Origin of the sequence: Amycolatopsis heterodermiae (genome assembly GCF_034929455.1) — a bacterium.
Lineage (GTDB): Bacteria > Actinomycetota > Actinomycetes > Mycobacteriales > Pseudonocardiaceae > Amycolatopsis > Amycolatopsis heterodermiae.
Genome location: NZ_JAYFSI010000017.1, coordinates 119,655 through 139,049, shown reverse-complemented (window position 1 = coordinate 139,049; position 19,395 = coordinate 119,655). Strand labels below are relative to the sequence as shown.

14 protein-coding genes are annotated in these 19,395 nt (G+C 72.2%); 11 read left to right on the top strand and 3 right to left on the bottom strand.

What is annotated here, in order from left to right:
- Window positions 1-302: 302 nt before the first annotated feature.
- Window positions 303-3,431 carry an NACHT domain-containing protein gene (locus VA596_RS45285; protein ID WP_410171984.1) on the top strand — a complete coding sequence of 1,043 codons (3,129 nt, stop codon included), beginning with the start codon at window positions 303-305 and terminating at the stop codon, window positions 3,429-3,431.
- Between the two features lie 39 nt (window positions 3,432-3,470).
- Here VA596_RS45285 and VA596_RS45280 read toward each other — a convergent pair whose 3' ends face one another.
- On the bottom strand, window positions 3,471-4,169 hold the full coding sequence (locus VA596_RS45280; protein ID WP_323336309.1) for a peptidase associated/transthyretin-like domain-containing protein: 699 nt from the start codon (window positions 4,167-4,169) through the stop codon (window positions 3,471-3,473).
- Window positions 4,170-4,438: 269 nt separating this feature from the next.
- Here VA596_RS45280 and VA596_RS45275 point away from each other — a divergent pair, with 269 nt between their 5' ends.
- Window positions 4,439-4,858: a DUF1508 domain-containing protein gene (locus VA596_RS45275; protein WP_323336307.1), complete on the top strand. Its 420-nt coding sequence runs from the start codon at window positions 4,439-4,441 to the stop codon at window positions 4,856-4,858.
- Between the two features lie 218 nt (window positions 4,859-5,076).
- Window positions 5,077-6,114: a PstS family phosphate ABC transporter substrate-binding protein gene (locus tag VA596_RS45270; protein ID WP_323336305.1), complete on the top strand. Its 1,038-nt coding sequence runs from the start codon at window positions 5,077-5,079 to the stop codon at window positions 6,112-6,114.
- Window positions 6,115-6,330: 216 nt separating this feature from the next.
- On the opposite strand, the gene VA596_RS45265 is transcribed toward VA596_RS45270, so the two are convergent.
- Entirely contained in the window at window positions 6,331-7,236 is a 906-nt protein-coding gene (locus tag VA596_RS45265) for a class E sortase (protein ID WP_323336303.1), read from the bottom strand.
- Entirely contained in the window at window positions 7,233-9,539 is a 2,307-nt protein-coding gene (locus VA596_RS45260) for a hypothetical protein (protein ID WP_323336301.1), read from the bottom strand. The genes VA596_RS45265 and VA596_RS45260 overlap by 4 nt, the downstream gene beginning before the upstream one ends.
- Window positions 9,540-9,785: 246 nt before the next feature.
- Here VA596_RS45260 and pstC point away from each other — a divergent pair, with 246 nt between their 5' ends.
- From pstC to VA596_RS45220, 8 genes are all read left to right on the top strand, one after another.
- Entirely contained in the window at window positions 9,786-10,772 is a 987-nt protein-coding gene (gene pstC, locus VA596_RS45255) for a phosphate ABC transporter permease subunit PstC (RefSeq protein ID WP_323336299.1), read from the top strand.
- On the top strand, window positions 10,772-11,917 hold the full coding sequence (gene pstA, locus VA596_RS45250) for a phosphate ABC transporter permease PstA (RefSeq protein WP_323336297.1): 1,146 nt from the start codon (window positions 10,772-10,774) through the stop codon (window positions 11,915-11,917). The genes pstC and pstA overlap by 1 nt, the downstream gene beginning before the upstream one ends.
- Window positions 11,918-11,967: 50 nt before the next feature.
- Window positions 11,968-12,765: a phosphate ABC transporter ATP-binding protein gene (locus VA596_RS45245; RefSeq protein ID WP_410171982.1), complete on the top strand. Its 798-nt coding sequence runs from the start codon at window positions 11,968-11,970 to the stop codon at window positions 12,763-12,765.
- On the top strand, window positions 12,765-14,279 hold the full coding sequence (locus VA596_RS45240) for a substrate-binding domain-containing protein (RefSeq protein WP_410171980.1): 1,515 nt from the start codon (window positions 12,765-12,767) through the stop codon (window positions 14,277-14,279). Before VA596_RS45245 ends, VA596_RS45240 begins: the two co-directional genes overlap by 1 nt.
- A 344-nt stretch (window positions 14,280-14,623) precedes the next feature.
- A complete protein-coding gene (locus tag VA596_RS45235; protein ID WP_323336295.1) occupies window positions 14,624-15,337 on the top strand; it encodes an HAD family hydrolase in 714 nt (237 codons plus the stop codon).
- Between the two features lie 107 nt (window positions 15,338-15,444).
- Complete coding sequence (locus tag VA596_RS45230) at window positions 15,445-16,137, top strand: TetR/AcrR family transcriptional regulator (protein WP_323336293.1); 693 nt, start codon at window positions 15,445-15,447, stop codon at window positions 16,135-16,137.
- Window positions 16,138-16,146: 9 nt separating this feature from the next.
- Entirely contained in the window at window positions 16,147-17,289 is a 1,143-nt protein-coding gene (locus tag VA596_RS45225) for an FAD-dependent oxidoreductase (RefSeq protein WP_323336291.1), read from the top strand.
- 158 nt (window positions 17,290-17,447) lie between these two features.
- Complete coding sequence (locus tag VA596_RS45220) at window positions 17,448-19,391, top strand: DNA/RNA non-specific endonuclease (protein ID WP_323336289.1); 1,944 nt, start codon at window positions 17,448-17,450, stop codon at window positions 19,389-19,391.
- The last annotated feature ends 4 nt before the right edge of the window (window positions 19,392-19,395 follow it).

The window sequence follows — 19,395 nt, the reverse complement described above, 5'->3', positions numbered from 1 at the left end:
GCTTTGGATGCCTCGCCGAGATCGCGAATCCGCTCGGTGCGCGGGTCGCTGGTTCGCCTGGTCTTTACAGGTTCGCTGCTCCGGCTGCGCTCGGTGCACCGGCGAAGGTCCCGCCACAGCGGAGCCCAGGCGGCCGCACCGAAATGCCGATCCGGCTCACGGCGGCCGGGTGGAAGCAGCAGGCCACGGCTCTGGCGACCGCGCTGATCCCGGCGGCCCGAACCGGGCGTGCCTGCGGGTCGGCGGCCGCCGCCTGATGAGGTGGCCGTCCTGCGCGCAGGGGCGCGGGAGCTGCGCCTTCGATACACTGTGATCATCGGGTTCGTCATCGTGGGGGTGTCACCGTCGATCCGCTGTCGTCCGCCTTGGTCGCCGCTCTCGGGGCCACGTTCTCCGCGCTGCACCAGTGGGCCGTCGAGCGTGGGGCCGATCGGCTCGGCGCGCAGCGCAAGCTTCGCGCCCTGGGTGATCCGGCGCGGCAGCTGCTGGCCGCCGAAGAGGATCTGGCCGATCTCCGGCGGGTCGAGTTCGCCGCGCTCTCCGACGGCGACTGGCAGGCCGCGCTCGACGCCGTGGCCGACGCGCTCGTGGCGGCCGACGTCGGCGGGCTCGTCCGCGCGGACCCGGCCGTGCTCACCGACGAAACGCGGCTGAAGGCGCGCACCGCCGCCGCGGGCCGGCGGCCCCTCGCGGCCGCGGCGCTGGGGCCGGACGGGGTCGAGGCGTTCGACCGGCTGCTGACCGAGTGCTGCCGTCGGATCGCGCGGCGCGCCCGTGCGGTCGATGAGGTGATGCACGCCGTCCAGGCCGCGATGGCCGGGGAGATCACGGACCTGCGGCGCCAGGTGGAGACCCTGGGCGGGCAGCCCGACCGCCGCGCCCGCTCCGCCGCGGACGCCTTCGAGCGGCACTACCAGTCCTACCTGGCCGGCTCGTACGCCACCTTCGAGCTGTTCCAGGTCGGCCCGGGCCGCGCGCCCGCCCGGCACTCGTTCGCGGAGTTCTACTCCGTGCCCTCGCTGGCCCGCCGCTCGCTCTCCCCCGCCGACACCGCGCTGACCGGCACCGGCACCGACGCGGCGCACGCGCTGGCCACCGACCGGCACGTCCTGCTGGTCGGCGGCGCCGGCGCCGGGAAGACCACGCTCCTGCAGTGGCTGGCCCACACGGCCGCGACCACCGCACTGCGCGCCGAGACCGAGGACGACGACCCGTGGCACGGCGTCGTGCCGTTCTTCGTCCCGCTGCGGCAGTTCGCCGACGGGGAGCTGCCGCAGCCCGAAGACCTCGTGCGCGTGAGCGCGCCCGCGCTCGCCGGCGAAAAGCCCGCGGGCTGGGTCAGCGCGCTGCTGCGGTCCGGCCGGGCCATGGTCCTCGTCGACGGCGTCGACGAGGTGCTCCAGCCGCGCCGCGAGGTCGTGCGCCGCTGGCTGGAAGGCCTGCTGCGGGGGTATCCCGAGGCCCGTTACGTGATCAGCACCCGGCCTTCGGCGGTCGACGAGGACTGGCCCTCGGCCGGCGAACCGCTCCCCCGGTACGAGCTGCTCCCGCTCAGCGGCCGGGGCATGCGCGAGCTCGTCGCGCACTGGTACGCCGCGGCGCGGGCGCTGGAGACCGACGAGGTGCAGCGCGGCTGGCTGACCGGCTGCGAGGAACGGCTCGGCGAGGCGCTCGCGGCCCGCCCGGACGTGCGGGGCCTGGTGTCGAGCCCGCTGCTCTGCTCGCTGCTGTGCGCGCTCTACCGCCGGGAGAACATGTACCTGCCGCAGAGCCGCAAGGACCTGCTGGACAAGGCGTTGCAGCTGCTGCTGGGCGAGTGGGACACCCGCCGCGGCGTCCAGGTCGAGGACGAGCTGCGGATGTCGGACAAGGAGAAGATCATCCTCCTGGAGCGGTTCGCCGCGCCGATGGTCCGCAACGCCGAGCTGCTCGTGCACCGCGACGACGCGACGAGACGCTTCGGCCGCGCCATGTCCGGCCTGCGCTCCCAGGGCGTCGAGCCCGAGCTGGTGCTCCGGCACCTGCTCGAGCGCAGCGGCGTCCTGCGCGAGAACGAGGCCGACCACCGGATCGCGTTCGTGCACCGGACCTTCCGCGACTTCCTGGCCGCGGGCGAGTTCGTCAAGGCGGGCGAGATCGGTTACGTCGTCGAGCACGCCCACGACGACGCGCTCAACGAGGTCGTGTTCATGGTCGCGGCGCAGGCACGCGCCAGTGAAGCCGGCGATCTGCTCGCCCGGCTACTGGACCGGGCGAACCGGCGCGGCACCCGGCGCGACCACGAGGTCGCCGACCGGCTGGTCCTGCTGGCGGCCGCGGCGCTGGGGCACGTCGACGTCATCGAGCCCGAGCAGGTCCGCACCGACGTGCTCGCCGCCGTGCGCGGCCTGGTCCCGCCGGCCGGGTTCGACGAGGCCGAGATGCTCGCCAAGGCCGGCTCGTTCGTCATCGACCTGCTGCCCGGTCCCGGCGAGATCGACGAGCTGGCCGCGCGCACCGGCGAACGCCCCGACCGGATCGCCGCGCACGTCATCCGCGCGCTCGCCCTCATCGGCGGTGAGGAGTCGTGGGAGAAGATCCGGATGTTCAGCGGCACCCACCGCCGGTCGGTCATCAACGAGCTGCTGCGCGCCTGGCGGTACAACGAATACTCCGAGGAGTACGCGGCGACGTCGCTGGCCAACGTCGAGTTCGGCGACTACCTGCTGGAGGTGCACCGGTGGGACGTCCTGCGCCGGCTGCACCACCTGCGCACCCTCAAGGCGCTGCAGCTGGTCGGCGACGTGCCCCTCGACGACCGGGCGCGCGGCATCCACCCGCTGCCCCGGCTGCACGACCTGCGCCACCTCGAGCTCAAGTCCAACGACGTCGTCGACGACCTGGACGAGCTCGTCGAGTGCACCGGCCTGCGGTCGCTGTGGATCTCCGGGTTCAGCAGCGCGCTCACCGACCTGTCGGCGCTGGCCCGGATGGGGATCACGGACCTGCGGCTGCACGCCGGGTCCCTCGAAGCCATCACGGCGCTGCGCACCCTCGACGGCACCCTCCTGCCGCGGCTGTCCCTGCGGCACCGGAAGCTCTCCCAGGGCCTGGACCTGCTGCCGGAGGGGCTCCGGGTCGGCGAGCTGGAGGTCGCGGTGCGCGCGGACCAGCGCAACCTGCGCGGCATCACGCGCCTGGCCGAGGTCGAAGCCGTCACGATGGCCGGCATCCCGAGCGTCGAGGAGGTCGGCGAGCTGGCCGCGCTGCCGACCCTGCGCCGGCTCGCGCTCACCACCACCGAGCCGGTCGCGGACCTGGTGCGGCTACGGCGTCTCGGCCCGGTGCGGGTCGAGCTGCACGGCGTCCCGAAGGCCCAGGAAGGGGCCGTCCGGGACGCGCTCCCCGAAGCCGACGTGGTGCTCCACGCCGACGAGCGCCGGGAGCGCTGAACCGGGGCGACGGCCGGGAAGCCGCCGCCCCTTGGTGCGTCAGCGAACCAGCACGAAGCCGCTGGTCGCCGAGTGGAACTCGTCGGCGACCCCGGCGTAGGACGCGCGCCAGACACCCGGGCCGCGCAGCTGCGCGGTGGCCGAGAAGCCGAAAGCGCTTCCGTTCCACTGGGCTTCGACGGTGGCGGCCGTCGTCCAGCACACCGAACCCGCCGCCAGGTACTCGACCTTCACCGGGATCGAGGGCGGGGTGAAGCGCGGGAAGTCGATGGTGCCCGCCGCGGTGATCGTGCCGTCCGCGCCGCGGGCGGCGGTGAACGACGTGATCTTCGCGGGCTGGATCACGACGACGTCGGCCGTGCTCGCGCTGGCCGCGGCCAGGGTTTCGTCGGCGGGCAGGAAGTCGGCGCGGTAGTGGCCGGAGCGAATCGGGGTCACGGTCGCCCGGTAGCGGCCGTTGGCGTCGGTCACGGGCTGGGCGTCGAACTCGCCGCAGAAGTCCTCGGTGCAGTAGGCGATCCCGACGGTCACGCCGGCGACCGGCTTGGCCGCGCTGGTCAGGCGCCCGCTGATGGTGACCGGGGTGCCGGCGTCGACCCGGGTGCTGCCGGCCTGGGCGGTGAGCTTCGTGACCGCCGGGTCCGCCGTGGTGGCGGCGGTGGCGGGGAGGGCACTGAGGGTCAGGACGGCCGCCGCGACGGCGATACCCGCCGTGAACCGGGCGATGAAACGACTCATGGTTGTCCCCAATGGGTTCTCGAGCGCCGGGAGCCGGCGCTGACGTTGGGGCTGTCGGCGGCGCGCGGGAGAGCGTTTCCCCACTTCGCCGGTTTTCCCGCGGCGTTCAGGACCCGGCCGTCGGTCCTTCACGAATGTCCGGGAATTGTTCCGGCCGGACAAAAACACGCGCGGCCGTTCGGAGTACCGCCGGAACTGTTCATCCCCAAGCCGTCGCGCCTTAACGCGATGCGGTAACCCCGCGCGGGGCGCCCGACGATGAGTCCACTGTGACACGGGGGAACACCGCGGGCCGCCTGCGCAGCCGGCCGAGATTCCAGCTCGTCCAGACCGAACAGCGGACGCTGCGCTGGCGGCTGCTGGGCGGGAACAACGTCTCGCTGGGGGCGGGGGTCGCCGACTGCGCGCGGGAGACCGAATGCCTGGCGGCCATCACGGTCCTCAAGGCACACATGGAGTTGCTGAGCACGGACTTCCGGCACATCAGCGGCGGACGCTGGCGCTGGCTGCTCAAATTGGACGGCGTGTCGGTCGCCGAAGCCACGCACGCGTACGGGCGGCGGATCGAAGCCCAGCGTGGACTGGACCGGTTCCGGCTGGCCGCCATGACCGCGAGTGTCGAAGACATCGAAACGGTCGTGGACTGGCGGCAGAAGTACCGGCGGAACTCCGCCGGCGATTCCGCGTGAATGGACCGGATGCGCCCGTGTTTCCCGGACCTTAACCACCACGACGTCGGGCGGGAACGCCAAACAGTGCCGTCGGACAGGCTGCCGCGAGGAGATGAAGAGGCCGCGGGATCCCGCGGCGTTATGGGGACCAGCAGAGAAAGAGTGTCAACACGATGCGTGCTCGTACCACTCGTCTTCTCGGTGTTTCGGCCGTTGCGGCCGGCGCAAGCCTCGTCATGACCGGTACCGCCGTGGCGGTGCCGCCGGCGAACGGCAACCCGGAGGTCGTCGCGGCCGTCGGCTCCGACACCATCTTCGGCATCACCGGCGCGGTCTTCACCGACGCGAACAAGCTGCCGCGGACGTGGAACACCGACCCGGACAACTTCGTCGACGTGCCGCCGACCCTGGCCTCGGGGGCCTCGTTCACGGTGCCGGCCGACATCTTCAACCCGGCCATCACCTACACCAACCCGGGCAACCTCCCGCCCGACGGCTCGGGCGCGGGCAAGGCGGCGCTGAAGGCATCGGCGGACGCCGGCAACGGCGCCGTGGACATCGCGCGGTCGTCCTCGGGCCGGGCCACCTCGGACCCGTCGACCTTCGAGTACTACGCGTTCGCGCGGGACGGCGTGACCTGGTCGTCCTCCTCGACCGGCGCGGGCGCCGGCCTGACGCTGACGCTCACCCAGCTGCGTGACATCTACAACGGCACCATCACCAACTGGAACCAGGTCGGCGGCACGAACGCGGCGATCAAGCTCTACCTGCCGCAGCTGGGCTCGGGCACGCTGAGCTTCTTCACCGGCACCGTCCTCGGCTTCGACCCGGCGACGATCTCGGGCCTGACCGTGAACCGCTTCCAGGAGAACGACGCGACGAGCATCGCGGCGGCCGACCAGTCCGCGGCGATCGCCCCGTTCTCGATCGCGAGCTGGGTGGCGCAGGGCAACGGCGTGCTGACCAACAAGCGCAACGGCTACACCGTCAACAAGCTGACCGACGCGGGCTCCGACGGTGCCCCGGTGTCCGGCTCGGCGGGCAGCTACGCCCCGGCGTTCACCGACACGTTCCTCGGCTCGCGTCTCGTTTTCCACGTCCTGGACACCCGCAGCCGCTCCTACAACGCGGCCAAGCGCGGCGTCGGTTTCGACCCGACCGACACGGCCACCACTGCCAGCCCGCTGTGCGGCGGCAAGCTCGCGGCGACGATCGTCAAGTACGGCTTCAAGACGATCACCGGCACGGGCACCCTCACCTGCACCAAGTCCTGACGCGGTAACGAAAGCGGGGCCCGGCGCTGCGGCGCCGGGCCCCTTTCGCGTCCCTCGCGGCTGTTCCTGTGGCCGGGTGGTCGTGAGTGTTTAGACGGGTTCTAACCCTTCTAAACACTCACGACAAGCCGTGGCAGACCCACAAACCGGCAGCCGCGGCACCAACGGCGAAGGCCCGGCGCCCCTCGGGCGCCGGGCCTTCGTGCGAGCCGGCTCTCAGGCCCAGGCGGGAAACAGCTTCCACAACGCCAGTGCCGCCAGTGAGACCAGCGTCAGCAGGATCGGTGCCGTGATCACGTACGTCGACACCGGGCGCCAGCGGCGGTACAGCAGGGTCGCGCCCGCGGCTGCCACCACGAACGCGCCGAACGCCAGGGCCAGCGCGGCCCAGGCGCCCGGGTCGCCCGTGCGGCCGTCCTGGACGTCGGCGCGGCCGTTCTGCGGGGTGGGGCGGAACGGGCGGCCTTCGAGACCGGCCGTCACCACCGTGGCCTGCGTGGCGGCGAGCGGCCACCACGACGTCGACGTCACCAGGGTCAGCCGGTCGTCCGGTGTCTTGCCGTAGTCGACGCTCTCGTCCAGGGCTCGCGTGGCCACGTCATGCACCCGGTACACCGAAACGCCCTGGGGCGTGGCGACGACCAGCTCGTCACCCGGGGCGAGGCGGGCCAGCGACGCGAACGGGCCGCCGTACCCCGAATACCGGCCGACGATCGCCGCGTTGCCCGGCTGGCCGGGCCCGGACGTGCCCGGTACGTGCCCGGGGCCGGACGCGGTCTCCGCGCTCGACACGCCTTCGAGGACCACCTGCCGCAGCGCCAGCTTCGGGATCTCCAGCACCGCGGCCGGCGCGCCGAACTCGATCGGCGTCGTCGGCGGCGGCGCCCCGAGGAGGCTCTGGCTGGCCCCCAGCGCCCGGTCCATCTCGCCGCGGATCCCGGCCAGCGCGGTGCGCTGGTCGGCGGCCTGGACCATCGGGCCCAGCGCGTAGACGACCAGCGCCAGCGCGACGACCGTGGTGACCAGCCAGGCGAACACCGTCGTGGCGATCCACCCCGGGCTGAACGCGAGCAGCCGATCGTCCACTTCGGACTCGGCCGGGGGTTCGGTCACCGTGCTCACGCGACACCACCACGGCGGAAGCGGAACCGCGCGACGGTCCGGCTCAGCCACGGTGGCGCGGGCCGGCCCGCGGTCGCGTACGCCGTCAACGACGGGAGCGTCGTCAGCACCAGCAACGCCAGCAGCGGGATCAGCGCGCCGAGCACACCGGCGCCGGCGAACGGCGGGATCGCCACCGAGTCGGCGAGGTTCTTGGCCGCCAGCACGCTCGCCTGGGTCGGCACCGCGGCCGGGGCGGGCCCGACCGCTGCCGCCGGGGTGTTCGCCGCGGCGGCGGGGTTCGACGCCGGAGTCGCGGTGCCCCCGGTGCCCGTGGACCCGGCCGGGGGCGGGTTCTTCGCCTCTTCCCGTTCCTGGCACGCCTCGGCCGCCGTGCCGGTCCCGATCTTCGCCGCCCGGGTCTCGGCCTCGCCCGCCAATACCGGGGTCAGCGGCGCGAGGCCGGGCGCCAGCACGCCCTGCCCGCCGTTGCGGGCCATCCGCAGCACGGTCGCGAGCTCGGCCTGCTTGGCCGTCAGCGGCGCGCACTGCGCGTCGACGAGCGGGTTGACCGGCGCCGCGACGTACTCCGCGAACGTCAGCGGGTAAGCCGCGGGGTCGGTGGCGGTGCCCGGCTGCAGCGTGCCGTCCGGGCCCTCCTTCATGCTGTTCGCCGCGGCCTGCAGGCTCGCCTCCGTCGGCTCGACGAACTGCCCGTTCGCGTTCGGCAGCGCGACCGGCTTCCAGCCGTAGGCCCGCGCCGTCGCGAGGTCCGTGACGACCCAGTTGAGGCAGCCGCCGAAACAGCTCGAGCTGGTCCCGGTCATCACGCTGTCGACGGCCTTGCGCACGGCGAGCTGGCCGACCTTGGCGTCGACGTTGTGCTGCGGGTTCGCGCCCGGGTCCAGCACCCCGAGGTCGGTGATCACCTCGGGCGACTTGCCCGCGGCGTCGCCGTAGATCTCCTTCAGGGCCGGGAACTGCCACGACGACGGCGCGCTGCGGGTGAGCACGCTGCTCACCGCGGCCGGGACGGTGCCCGCGCCGGCTTCCCCGGTGAGGCCCCAGAACAACGCCGTCGGGTCGGCGCCGGCGCGGACGACCGGGTTCAGGAACTCGCTCGGCAGCGGCGACGCCTGCACCTTGGCCAGCGCCGGGTTCCGGGCGACGAACGCGGAGTCGTCCCGGAAGATGCCGCCGCGCCCAGTGGAGTCGGGGTTCTGCCCGCCGTGGCTGAGCATCAGGGCCAGCTCGTCGAACGTCATCGAGAACGGGGCGGTGACCTGGGAGATCAGCGGCGAGCCGTTGTCGTCGGTGTCGGTCGGCGACCAGCCGGTGCTGGCGACGACCGCGGCGTTCAGCCCGGCCGGGACGTACTCCCGCTCCCGCACGGTCTGCGACGCGAGCGCGCTCCCCGAACCGGTGACCACGACGTCGGACGCGCCGGTGTCGAACGCCTTCAGGCCGGCGTCCTCGGTCTCGCCGACGATCGTGGTCGGCTGTTCCCCGGCGGTCGGCCCGCACAGCAGCTGGTTCCACGCCACCGCGGTCCGGCCGAACCGCTCCGGCATGCTGGCGTTGAGGGTCTGCTGCCCGATCCCGCCGCAGCCGCGCACCGTCAGGCCCGGCGCCGCCGGGCGGAACACCTTCGAGTTGTCGAAGACGTCGAACGGGTTCCCCGCCGCGTCGGCGCCGACGATCTCCAGCGTCAGCGCGCACGGCGTGTTCTCGTCGCACGAGTACGACCACGACCGGGTCCGGATCTGGGTGCCGGTCGCCGGGTCCTGCGACAGCAGCGGGTTGTCGGCCCAGGGGAAGTTCTCGTCCTTGTCGAAGTTGGTGTACTTCGGGTCGAAGCCGACGAACCCGGGCTTCGACTGTCCACGCGGGACGGTCACGTCGAACACCACGTCACCGCTGGTGCGGCTGCGGACCCGGGTCACGTTGTGGGTGCCGGAGCGCTGGCCGGTCAGCTCGTCGCTGAACTCCTCGGCGCAGTAGTTGCGCACGCGGGACCCGAAGTCGTGATCGGGCACCCACTGCACGGAGCCGGTGGAGAAGTCCGGCTTCAGCAGGTTGTCGGGCAGCTGGGTGGGGCACACCTTCAGCTGCGCGAGGCTGCCCGCGGGCAGGCCGGAGACGACCACCTGCAGCGGATCACCGTCCTGCACCCGGGAAAGGTCGGCGGGCACGGTCCGGAGGGTGTACGCGGGTGGCGGCGGGCTCTCCTGGGCGAGCGCCGGCGGCGGGACAGCGCTTCCCAGCACCGCCAGTACGCCGCAGGCGAGCACCAGCCCGACACGCCTGAGCAGGACGAAAGACACGGAAGGCCCCCGGTTTCCAAGGCACGATGACAGACGGCGCGCACCGCGGCGGCGCGCGCCCGGCCCCAACCTCCCCGAGTCCGGAGGGCACGGTCAATGGACCCGGAGCCGGTGCCGAAACTGATTCACGCACGTCCCGTCGGGCGTTTTCCGCGCGTACACCTTTCCCCGCGGGCTCCCGCACATACTGGCCTCGGCAGGGGCGATGCCTGCTGCCCTCGAAGTCCCCTCCAGGAAAGGCTTTCCGTGACCGTCGCGCTCCCCCGGCCCGAGCCGCCTCCCGGGTCCCCGGTCCGGCGGGCCGTCGCCGATCTGCCCTCCCGCGCGGACCGCGCGTTCCGGCGGGTGACCACGGGCGCGGGCCTGGCCATGCTCGCGATCCTCGTCGTGATCGGGTTCTTCCTGGTCTACCGTTCGGGCCCGGCCTTCGACGCCAGCGGCTTCGGGTTCTTCACCACGGTCAAGTTCGACGCCGCCAACGGCGCGCTCGGGGTGCTCGGCCTGCTTTACGGCACGGTGGTGGTGGCGCTGATCGCGGTCTGCGTCGCGGTCCCGCTGTCGATCCTCGCCGCGCTGTACATCACCGAGTACGCGAACGGGCGGCTGCGCGGGTTCCTGACCGGCCTGGTCGACCTGCTGGCGGCGATCCCCAGTCTGCTCTACGGCCTGTGGGGGTTCAGCTTCCTCGGCCCCCAGGTCGTCCCGGTGTCGCAGTGGCTGACGGACAACTTCGGCTGGTTCCCGCCGTTCGCGCGCCAGGAGAACACCCTGTTCCTCAACTCGATGTTCATCGCCGGGCTCGTCGTTTCGCTGATGGTCCTGCCGATCACGACGTCGATCATCCGCGAGGTCTTCTCCCAGACGCCGCCCGGGGAGAAGGAGGCCGCGCTCGCGCTCGGCAGCACCCGGTGGGGCATGGTGAAGACGGTGATGCTGCCGTTCGGGCGGGGCGGGATCATCGGCGGCTCGATGCTCGGGATGGGCCGCGCGCTCGGCGAGACCATCGCGGTTTCCCTGTTGCTGCCCCAGGTCCCGCAGATCGCGACGCACGTCCTGCAGTTCGGCGGCGCGACGATCTCGGGCTTCATCGCGAACAACTCCGGCGCGTCCGGGCTGGCGCTGAGCGGGCTCATGGCCGCCGGGCTGGTGCTGTTCGTCTTCACGCTGGCCACCAACTTCACGGCGTCGGTGATCATCTCCCGCAGCCGCTCCGGGGCGGGGGTGGACGCCTGATGACCACGACCCTGCCCCGCGCGGCGGAAACCTCGGTCCGGCCGCGGCCGCTCGTGAAGCGCCGGACGTCCCCGACCACCCGCCAGGACCGCCTCGCCGCGCTCGGCTGCGCGGTCTCGGCGGTGCTGCTGACGTGGTTCGTGCTGCACCTGCTGCTGACCTCGCCCGGCTGGCTGGCCGACCTCGTCGTGGCCTACGGGCTGTACCTGGCGATGCTGTACCTGGTCACCCGCGACCGGCTGGGCCGGCTCGCCGCCGCCGATCGGCTCGTCTCGACCGTCGTCGTCACCGGCGCGCTGGGCCTGCTGGTACCGCTGCTGTTCCTGCTCGGCTACATCGTCGTGCACGGCGCGCCGTACCTGCGCCTGAGCTTCTTCGACCACGACATGTCCACCGTCGGCCCGACCGACCCGGTCACCGACACCGGCGGCCTGCACGCGATCGTCGGCACCCTGGAGCAGACGGCGCTGACGCTGGTCCTGGTCGTCCCGCTCGGGCTGCTCACCGCGGTCTTCCTCAACGAGACCCGCTCGCGCTTCCGCCGTCCGGTCCGGATCATGGTCGACGCGATGAGCGGCCTGCCCTCGATCGTCGCGGGCCTGTTCGTCTACGCCGCCCTGATCATCCCCGGCATCCAGGCCGGTGTCGGGTTCTTCAGCTACAGCGGGCTGATGGCGACGCTGGCGCTGACCATGGTCATGCTCCCCACCGTGACCCGCACGATCGACGTCGTGCTGCGACTGGTGCCCGACGGGCTGCGCGAGGCGTCGCTGGCGCTGGGCGCGAGCCGGGCGCGGACGGTCTGGTCGGTGGTGCTGCCGACCGCGCGCACCGGCGTCACGACCGCGGTGATCCTCGGCGTGGCCCGGGTCGCGGGCGAGACGGCGCCGCTGCTGTTCACCTCGTTCGGCGCGGTCTTCCTCAACGCCAACCCGGTCGGCGGCCCGCAGGAGAGCCTGCCGCTGTTCGTCTACCGCTACATCAAGGAGCCGCTGGAGAACGTCCAGCAGCGCGGCTACGTCGGCGCGCTCGTGCTGATCCTGCTCATCTTCACCCTGTTCGCCCTCGCCCGCGTCGCCGGGCGTGACCGGTCGAAGCGCCGGGCCCGGCGGACGACCGCGCAACGGAACCAGGAGACCCGGTGACCGACACCACGATCGAACTGTCCTCTTCGGACAGTGCACCCGCCGCCGCGGTGCGCCTGACCGGCGGCCCGCCGCCCGGTGCCGCCGAACTGGAGTCGCGCGGGGTCGCCGCGTGGTTCGGCGACCGCCTCGTCCTCGAGGGCGTGTCGCTGCACATGCCGGCCCGCGAGGTGACCGCGCTGATCGGGCCGTCGGGCTGCGGCAAGTCGACGTTCCTGCGGATCCTCAACCGGATGCACGAGCTCGTGCCGTCGGCGAGCCTGGCCGGCGAGGTCCTGCTGGACGGCACCGACATCTACGCCGACGGCACCCGCGCCCAGCACGTCCGGCTGCGGATCGGGATGGTGTTCCAGAAGCCGAACCCGTTCCCCGCGATGTCCATCCGGGACAACGTGCTCGCCGGGCTCAAGCTGGCCGGGGTCAAGTGCGACGACAAGGACGCCCTCGTCGAGCAGAGCCTGCAGCGCGCCGGGCTGTGGCGCGAGGTCCGCGACCGGATGAGCTCCCCCGGCGGCGCGCTCTCGGGTGGCCAGCAGCAGCGGCTGTGCATCGCGCGGTCCCTCGCCGTGCAGCCGAACGTGCTGCTGATGGACGAGCCGTGCTCCGCGCTGGACCCGACGTCGACCCGCCGGATCGAGCAGACGATCGCCGAGATCGGGCACGAGGTCACCGTCGTCATCGTGACCCACAACATGCAGCAGGCGCAGCGGGTTTCCGACCACTGCGCGTTCTTCCTCGCCGCGGAGAACGAACCGGGCCGGGTGATCGAGCACGGGCCGACGTCGAAGATCTTCGGCTCGCCGGAGGACGAACGCACCCACGACTACGTGAACGGACGGTTCGGCTGATGCGCAAGGTCGCCGCGCTCGCACTGACCGTGCTGAGCGTGCTGCTGCTGACGGCCCCGCAGGCGGCCGCGCTCGACAAGGTCACCGGATCGGGTTCGACCTACGTCGGCCCGGCCATGTCCGACTGGCAGAACGGCGCGAACTCCCGTGGCATCCCGATCAACTACGCGACCCGCGGCTCCCCCACCGGGGTCAACCAGTACGGCGACCGGACGGTGGACTTCGCCGGCACCGAAGCCGAGATCACGTCGCTGATCGCGGCGGGCGGCGGCGGGCAGTCGGCCGAGCAGCGGGGCTACCAGTACGTCCCGGACGTCGCCGGCGCGGTCGCGGTGATGTACGACGTCACCGACGCGGGCGGGAACCAGGTCGACTACCTGCACCTGACCCGTGAGGTGATCGGCCGGATCTTCAGCCGGGACATCACCCGCTGGAACGACCCGGCGATCAGCGCCACCAACGGCGGGAAGGCGTTGCCGGACCAGCCGATCACGCTGCTCGGCCGCACCGCGCAGTCGGGCACCACCGCGTTGTTCTACGACTTCGTGGCGCATTCCGCGCCCGGGCCGTACAAGGCGTTCGTGCAGCGGAACGAAGGCACCGGCATCGGCCCGCTGCCCGACGGCGTCCGCCCGATCCAGCTGCCCTACAGCGGGCCGGACGCCGACTTCTACAAGCTGTTCGGCGACTCCGAGCAGATCGCCCAGGCGGTCGGCCTGCACCGCGTCCCGTTCTCGATCGGCTACGACGAATTCAGCTACGCGCTGAAGTACCACGCGCCGACGGTGTGGGTGGAAAACGAGGCGCACCAGTACACCCAGCCGTTCGCGGAGAACATCGCCGCCGCGCTCACCAAGGCCGAGCTGCGGCCCGACCTGAGCCAGAAGCTCGACGGCGTCTACACGAACCCGGACCCCAAGACGTACCCGATCTCCGCGTACTCCTACCTCATGATGCCGTGCACGACCGGCCGCGACACCTGCCGCGGCGGCTACGACGCGCAGGGCAAGACCGACACGATGACCGGTTTCCTCGAGCACATCGCGTGCGACGGCCAGGTCAACATGGCGAGGATCGGGTATTCCCCGCTGCCGCCCAACCTGTCGCAGGAGATGATGAACTCCAACGCCCGGCTGACCGGGCAGCCCGCGAAGCAGCTCAACGCGGGCAACTGCCGGAACCCGACGTTCCACGGCGGCCTCGGCGCGGGCGCGGCCAGCCCGCCCGACCCGTTCGAGAAGATCGGCGGCGTCAAGAAGCTGACCAACCCGACCGGCGGACCGGGTAAATCGGCGGGGCCGTCGACCTCGGCGGGCACGGCGACGGCGACGGCGTCCCCGGAGGACGAGCTGGCCAACGGCGGTTCGAAGGACTGGCGCGACGCGGCCCCCGCCGCGTACGACCACGACGGCGGCGGCCCGGGCATCGGCGGCTGGGCCACGCTGGTGCTGCTGGGAGCGATCATCGCTCCCCTGCTGGCCCGCGGACTCCTGCGCCGCTTCCGGCGGTCCTGACGGCTGTAACGGCGGAAGCCGGCTAGGCGACCTTGGGCGCGGCAAGCGGGTTCCCGCCATCATGCTGGCGGGCCCGGCCGCGGCCGGGGTCATCGTGCCTGACACGAGGGTCGGCGATTTCGCGTTCAACCCGTTGGCGATGGCGATCGGACTCGTCGTGGGGTTCGGGATCCCGCTGAACAGAACGCCCAGCGGGGCCCGTACGCGCATCTTGCGCAGCAACCGCAGTACGGCTCCGAGCCGCCGTCACCGCTTCGGGTTACCCGGGCGGGTTCGAGGTGCGGTGCGCCGCCGGCCGTGTCGATCATGGATCGGCCGCAGCACCGCCCCCGAGAGGACAGGTCATGGATCTCGCTCGCCGCGACGGAACGGCCGCCCTGGACGGCATCGGATCGCCCCGCCGATCGGGCCGGCTGGTGCTCGAGGCCACCGTGTTCGATCTCGGCGGGACTCTCGCCGACAGCGCGGCGACGTGGGCCCGGGTCGTCGGCGCCGTCGCGGCCCGCCACACGGGGACCCCGGCGATCCGGAGCACCGGCCACTGGGCGGACGACCTCGCGCGGCGCTGCCCGGGCCTCACGCCGGAGGCGGCCGTGGCCGAGTGCGTCGAGGGGATGGTCGACGCGCTGGCCCGGGGCGGGTTCGGGCTGCTGCCCGGGGCCGCGGACCTGGTCGCCGCCGCGGCCGCGGCGGGGCCGGTCGCGCTGGTGTCGGCCTCCCCCGCCCGCTACGTCCTGGCCGCGGTGGCGGCGTCCGGCCTGCGGTTCGCCGCGATCGTGACCGGTGACGACGTCGCCCGCGGTAAGCCCGCGCCCGACCCGTACCTGCTCGCCGCGCGCCGCCTGGGCGTGGCCCCGGGCCGGTGCCTCGCGGTCGAGGACTCGGGTTCCGGGATCCGCTCGGCCCACGCGGCCGGGATGACCGTGCTGGCCATCCCCAACCCCGCGACCGCCCGCGACCACGAGGTGCTCCGCCTGGCCACGCACCACGCCGCCGACGCGCTCATCGCCACCAAGACGCTGACTTCGCTGCCCTACCTGCACCGGCCATGGGCGTGATCACAGCGAGGCGCCGTCCCACTATCGACCCGTGACCCGTCCAGAAAAACACCCGTAACCAGCACCGACCATGGTCGTCACGACCATGGTCGTGCTACGGTGGTGTTATGCCCCAGGACGACAAGCCCCGCAGCCGCCGTGAGCGGCCGGCGAAGGCCGCGCTCACCCGGCAGGGGATCATCGACACCGCCCTCGGCATCCTGCGGGACGAGGGCCTGGAGAAGGTGACGATGCGGCGGGTCGCCGCCGCGCTCGACTCGGGGCACGCGTCGCTCTACGTCTACGTGCGCAACACCGAGGACCTGCACGCGCAGATCCTCGACGTGCTCCTGGGCGAGATCAATCCGACGACCTCGGGCCCCGGCACCTGGCGTGACCGGGTGAAGGCCCTGCTCGGCAGCTACGGGCAGCTGCTCTTCCGCTACCCGGGGATCGCCCGGATGGCGATGTCCACCCAGCCCAGCGGCCCGCACTACCTGGCGCTGGTCGACACCGTGCTGGCCCTGCTGCGCGAAGGCGGGGCGAGCGACCGGGCCGCGGCCTGGGGCGTCGACCTGCTCCTGCTCTACCCCACCGCGGTCGCCGTCGAGCACAGCGGCCCGAAAGCCTCCGAGAAGAAGACCGAGGCGCTGTCCGCCCTCGCCACGCAGATCACCACGGTGGACGCGCAGCGGTACCCGCACATCGCCCCGCTCGCCGCCGCGCTCGTCTCCGGCACCGGCGCCTCGCGCGCCAACTGGGCCCTCGACGTCCTGCTCGACGGCATCCTCACCGCCGGCCCGCCGCCGGCCGACCACTAAGGACCTCCCATGTCTTCACCTTCCGTCACGATCGTCGGGGCGGGCCTGTCCGGCCTCGTCCTCGCCCGCATCCTGCAGAACCACGGGGTTTCCGCCACCGTCCACGAACTGGACGTCTCGCCCGGCGTGCGCCGCCAGGGCGGATCCCTCGACATCCACGAGGAAACCGGCCAGCTCGCCCTGCGCGAAGCCGGCCTCTACGACGAGTTCCGCCGCCACACGCACCCGCAGGGCGAGCACGTGCGAGTCCTCGACAAGAACGCCCACGTCCACGTCGACACCGGGCCCGAAGGCGGTGAGGGCGGCCGCCCGGAGATCGACCGGACGGTGCTGCGCTCCCTGCTCCTCGACTCGCTCGACCCCGGCCGGATCGTGTGGGACCACAAGGTCACCGCGGTCCGCGCGCTCGGCGGCGGCCGCCACGAGCTCACCTTCCGCGACGGCAGCACGACCGAGACCGACCTCCTGGTCGGCGCGGACGGCACCTGGTCGAAGGTGCGCCCGCTGCTGTCGCCCGCGACCCCGGAGTACTGCGGGGTCACCCACCTCGAGCTCCTCGTCCCGGACGCCACGGCGAAGCACCCGGAACTGGCCGAGCTCGTCGGCCCCGGCATGGTCTTCGCCCTTTCCGACAACAAGGGCTTCCTGGGTCACGGCGGTGACGACCTCGAACTCGGCGCCTCCCTCCGCGTCCCGGAAGACTGGCTGGACGCCGCCGATGTCGACTGGGCCGACCCCGGCGCGGCCCGCGAGGCCCTGCTCGGGGCGTTCGCCGACTGGGCGCCCGTGTTCCACGACCTCATCCGCTCCAGCTCGGACACGATCACCCCGCGCCGGATCTTCGGCCTGCCGGCCGGGCACCGCTGGGAGCGCGTCCCGGGCGTCACGCTCGTCGGCGACGCCGCGCACGTGATGTCGCCGTACGCCGGGGAGGGCGCGAACCTCGCCCTGATCGACGGGGCCGACCTGGCCCGCGCCATCCTCGAGCACCCGGACGACCTCGAGACCGCGCTGGCGCGGTACGAAACCGCGATGTTCCCGCGCGCCGAAAATGCCTCACTCGAGTCCGCCCAGGGGCTGGCGTCGTGTTTCACCCCGACCGCGCCGGTGGAGATCGCCGGCTTCTTCTCCCAGATGGCGGCCCATTCTTGATCATTGCCGCACAGTGTGTGAGCAATTCACGATAACGGCTCGGAAAGGATTTCCGCCGACACGCACTTCGCCCTGTAACACGCCCTCCGAGGCTGCGACTAAGGCACTGTTTCCGACGATCGTCCGAATCGTCCGGAACGGCCTCCGGGGAGGGCATCGTGACGTACGGACCGACAGACCAGCAGGACGCCGCGGCCAAACGGGCCGACGACCGCATCGACACCAGACGGGCCAAGATCGCGGTGCTGCGCGAGCCCGGCGGCCTGGCCAAGGCCGACGAGCCGGGCCGCGTGGCCACGCGGATCGACCGCCTCGGCCGCTACTACCCCGACGTCCGGCCGGTGAGCCCGGCGGCGATCGCGGCGGGTGATCCCGCGGCCATGCGGGCCGCGAGCGCGATCCTGGAACGGATCATCGTCACCGACGACCTGCTCGGCGTCGGGTACCTCGAAGGCGGGGTCACGGCCGCGAGCGCGGTCGGCCGGGTGAGCATCCGCGACGCCCGCGGGCGGCTGCAGGGTTACGGCACCGGATCACTGGTGTCACCCGACCTGCTGCTCACCAACCACCACGTGCTGCCGAACGCCGAAGTCGCCGGGTTCAGCAACATCGAGTTCAACTACCAGGACGGCGTCGACGGCCTGCCGGTCCCGGTGCGGGCCTTCAAGCTGGATCCGGACCGGTTCTTCGTCGCCGACCCCGAACTGGACTTCGCGCTCGTCGCCGTCAAGGCCGATGCGGCCGACCTGGGCCCGTTCGGCCACAACCGCCTCATCGGCGCCGAAGGCAAGGCGATCATCGGCGACTTCGTCACGATCATCCAGCACCCGAAGGGCGAAAAGAAGAAGATCGCCCTGCGGGAGAACCGCGTCGTGGACATCCTCGACCTCTTCCTGCACTACGAAACCGACACCGAACCCGGGTCGTCGGGCTCACCGGTGTTCAACGACCAGTGGGAGATCGTGGCGCTGCACCACGCCAGCGTCCCGGCGGACGGGCACGCGGAGTTCGGCGATTACCTGAACGAGGGAATCCGGGTGAGCAAGCTGCTGGAGTTCCTGCGGGGACAGCAGTTCTCCCCCGAGCAGCAGGTGCTCGTCGACCGGCTTTCCACCCGGGCCGAGCGCACCCCCAGGTCCACAGTGGACGTCCCGGCCGCGACGCCGCAGGCGCTCACGATGCCGTTCGACATCCGGCTCCGCGCCGAGGCGGTCCCGGCCACGCGGGCGCCGGAGAGCATCCGGATCGACCCGGACTACACGAACCGCGAGGGGTACGACCCGGACTTCCTGCCCGGGCACCGGGTGCCGCTGCCGACGCTGCCGGAGACGCTCGTCCCGCTGGCCGCGACCAACCGGCAGGCGACCGCCGAGCCGCGGTACGTGCTGCCCTACCACCACTTCAGCGTCGTCCTGAACAAGCAGCGCGGCCTGGCCTTCTTCACCGCGGTCAACATCGACGGCGGCACCAGCCAGCCGTTGCGCCGAGAGGCGGACCGCTGGTCGCTTGACCCGCGGGTCGACGTGAGCGAGCAAATCGGCGAGGAAATCTACCGCGACAACCCGCTGGACCGCGGTCACCTGGTCCGGCGCCTCGACCCGGCGTGGGGTGCGACGGCGGCGATCGCCCAGCTCGGCAACGACGACACCTTCCACTTCACGAACTGTTCCCCGCAGCACAAGGACTTCAACCAGAACCGGACCACGTGGGCCGGCCTCGAGGACTACGTGCTGAAGAACGCGGACAAGGAGAACATCAGGGTCACCGTCGTCACCGGCCCGGTGCTGGCCGAGGACGACGACCGCTACCGCGGGGTCCAGCTCCCCCGTCAGTTCTGGAAGGTCGTGGCGACCGTGCACGCCGCCGGCCGGCTGTCCGCGACGGCGTACCTGCTCAGCCAGGAGGAGCTGATCCACGGCCTCGAAGCCGCCCCCGCCGAATTCGACTACGGCGCCTACCGCACCTACCAGGTTCCGGTGCGCCGCATCGAAAAGCTGACCGGTCTCGCCTTCGGCGACCTCACCGCCGCCGATCCGCTGACCGGCCTGGAGTCGACGTCCGAGGCCACCGAGATCCGGAGCCTGGACGACATCGTCCTCTGAGCGC